This is a genomic window from Bifidobacterium sp. H6bp9 (assembly GCF_032193695.1).
In the GTDB taxonomy this organism is placed as follows: Bacteria; Actinomycetota; Actinomycetes; order Actinomycetales; family Bifidobacteriaceae; genus Bombiscardovia; species Bombiscardovia kimbladii.
In genome coordinates this window covers 1-3,181 of record NZ_JASTZY010000014.1, presented here as the reverse complement: position 1 = coordinate 3,181, position 3,181 = coordinate 1, and the positions used below count along the sequence as shown (strand labels likewise).

Annotated in this window: 1 protein-coding gene and 1 pseudogene; both read left to right on the top strand. The window is 61.5% G+C overall.

The window, feature by feature from the left end; translation table 11 throughout:
- Positions 1-344 (top strand): annotated as a pseudogene (locus tag QRX40_RS08635) (chromosome condensation regulator RCC1); the annotation flags it as partial.
- A 916-nt stretch (positions 345-1,260) separates the two neighbouring features.
- Positions 1,261-3,181: InlB B-repeat-containing protein (locus QRX40_RS08630; RefSeq protein WP_313837709.1), on the top strand; the 1,921-nt coding region annotated here is incomplete at its 3' end.

Here is a 3,181-nt window from a genome sequence, read left to right as displayed (position 1 = left end):
TGCCGGTGTCGTTCAACCTGCAGCTGGTGATCACCGGCGTCAGGTTCGACCAGACCGCTGTATCAGGGCTGACGCGCGGCGATGGCAATAGCGTCAGCGTGTTCACGCCCGCGCACCTGCCGGGCACGGTCACGGTCAGCGTGGACTACACGCTGGGCGGCGCACCTCAAACGCCGGACACCTCCCTCCAATACACGTACCTGCCAGCAGGCGTGCTCCCCAAGGCCGGAGGGGAAGGCATCCTGCTCGCCCTGGCCACCGGCGTGACCGGCATGGGCGGGGTGCTGGCATCCCGCCGCCACCGAAGAGAACAGCACCGACTGCTTCACGCTTCGCACGAGTAAGAGCGGCCGGGCGGCGTATCAATCCCCCCGCCCCCGGCCCACCTAGGGGGAGCAGGGAGGAACGTGTCACTTTAAGGCTCAAACCCCAAGAGAGCCGACACTTCCCTCCCGCGCCCCCACCACACTTCTGCAGGCGGGAAGCCGAGGGCAGGCATGCACGCCCCCGTATCCGCCTGGGAGAGAGGGAAACGCGGCCAGGCCGGCCACGGGCAGAAACCCACAGCCAGCCTGGCCGCCGTTCATTTCTCTTCCCCCCCTCCTCATAATTTGGCGAGCAGCCGCCTTTACCCACCATTGAGGTCATCACCACCCAGGGCTCAGACCTGGCTCGTGTGTGTTGCTTGTTAATCCGGTGGTATGGTGAAAAACGTGGGGGCGTCGAGAAGATAACTGGCTTCCGCCATTGGCTCGCGCAATCCGATGCAGGGCTGGCGTTGAAGGACAGAAGGGCTTTCCGACGGACAGAACTTTAAACAAGCAAACGGCATTTGAATTCGTTTGGTGTTGGTAAGGGGTTTTGGTTTTATGCATGTGGTTTCTCGTCTGCGTCGCGCGTCGGCGATGGTGATCGTCCTGTTGAGTCTGCTGGCAGGCTTGGGCGTCGCGTCCGCAAACGCGGCGGACGCTCCTATAATCACCGGGGGGGGGGGGTCGTCAGACCCCTCGCGTAGCTAAGCAAACCTCCGGCACTCTCCCTAGCAACGCAACAGACACTCCACTTCCGACCCCATCGCCACTGACAACCACATCACCATTAAATCCCGAAACTACAGATCCATCTGCTCCGTCATCGCCGACGGCTACTACCGGCAGTACGAATTCCGCTTCAGCCAAGCCATCCGGCAAGACGGATGATCAAGCCACGCACACGGTGCGCTTCGACCCGAATAACGGAAACAAGCCAACACAATCAACCGTGAAAACCGGCACTCTCGTCATCCCTCCAGAGCACAACCCTGTACGTGAAAGCTTCCAGTTCGAGGGATGGACGCTTGACGGCCAGCCCTATGACTTCCAGACGCCCATCCTGCAAGACATAACCCTGACTGCCAAATGGGCCAAAACCACGGACTGGACCCTAAGCTCGAACCATGGGCCCACCACCGGCGCCCAACTGACCATCAGCCCGCCCGACAAACAAGAGCCCTACTACACGAGCATCCACACCGCGGGAGACCAAACTGTAGGCCTGACCGGCGACGGCCGCATCTACAGCCGAACGCAAAACAGCACACCCATGCAGGCCCCCTCCCCCGCCCAGGCTCCCGACGGGTTCCACTACCTGCAAGTCGCAACCAGCAGCCAATCGCAGGCCGCATTAGGATCCGACCAGCACATCTACACCTGGACCAGCCAACAGCCCACGCCCACCATCCTCGACACCAGCCGGAACACCAGGTTCACCAGCATCAGCCTGAACGATGACCGACTGCTAGCCGTGGACCAGCAAGGGCAGGTTCACACCTTCCAAGTCAGCCAGCCCGGCACCCAGGATCCGACTGCAAAGCCCGGAGAGCAAACGGCAGCAGGCCTGCCCGGACAGGCACAGGCCATCACCGCCCTCGCCTTCGGCAGCCGAATCCTCATCGTGGACGCGGACGGACAAGCCTGGATCTGGGACGCGAACAACACCGGAAAAGCCAAACCCGTACGCGTCAGACAGAACCCAGGAATCCGCATCATCCAAGCCCAAGCCCTCAGTAAAGGAATCCTCCTGCTGGACGCGGACGGACAAACCTACCACATAGCCGACAGCACCACCAATCCCACAGCTCTCAGCCTGCCGAGCGGCGCAAAGGCCAGCAGTATCTCCAGCAGCAAAGATCAGACCATAATCACCAGCACCGACGGCCACGTCTGGGTCTGGAAGCCCGGCGAAACCCCCAAGCGTGCAGACGACGGGAACCAGCAATATATGCAGACCGCCGAAGTCGGAAGCATGATCACCTCTATCAGCAAGCAGGGCGACATATACGAGTGGAGTCTGGACGAGCAGGGTCAGCCAGGCAAACCAACCCGGCTCGACACCGGCACAGCGCCCACCCTGGAATCAGCCAACATGGACGGCCAAGCTTTGACGCTCAGCAGGAACAACGACTCATGGCAGGCAGACATACCCGCCCGCAAGCCAGGACCAACCACCATCCTCATCACCGGCAGGCAGGACAGCCGGCCCTTCACCAGAAACCTCAAGTACACGGTCGACCAGCCGCTGACCAGAGCCGACCGGCAGGGCACGACCTACACCGTCAGTTTCAATGCGGACGGAGGAAGCCCCGAACCAGGAGACCAGCATGTTTCCACCCCGTACGGCAGGGTGAAGCGCCCCTCCCCCGATCCGACGCGTGAAGGCTTTCTGTTCGACGGGTGGTTCATCGGGCAGGTCGCCTATGATTTCAGCAGGCCCGTTACCAAGGATCTGACCCTGACCGCCAAATGGACTGAAAGACGGAACACCAAGTGGAACATCAGCCCCGACAAGGGCAGCCAGCTAGGCAGGGAATCCACCACCATCACCCCGCCGGACAGCGCCAGCCGAGGCATCAGGTTCAGCCAGGTCAGCGCAGGAAATGTCTACAACTCCGGCTACGGCTTTTCCTTGGCGGTGGGCAGCGACGGAAACGCTTACGCATGGGGACGCAACCAGTATGGCCAGCTCGGAGACGGAACAACCACCAGCCGGACTACGCCACTTAGGGTGAGGAAGCCTGACCGCAACACGGATCCGGACGTGCCCAAGGATTTCACCTACGTGCAGGTCAGCGCCGGATACGATTTTTCGCTGGCCCTGGGCAGCGACGGAAACATCTACGCATGGGGAAGCAACAGCAATGGTC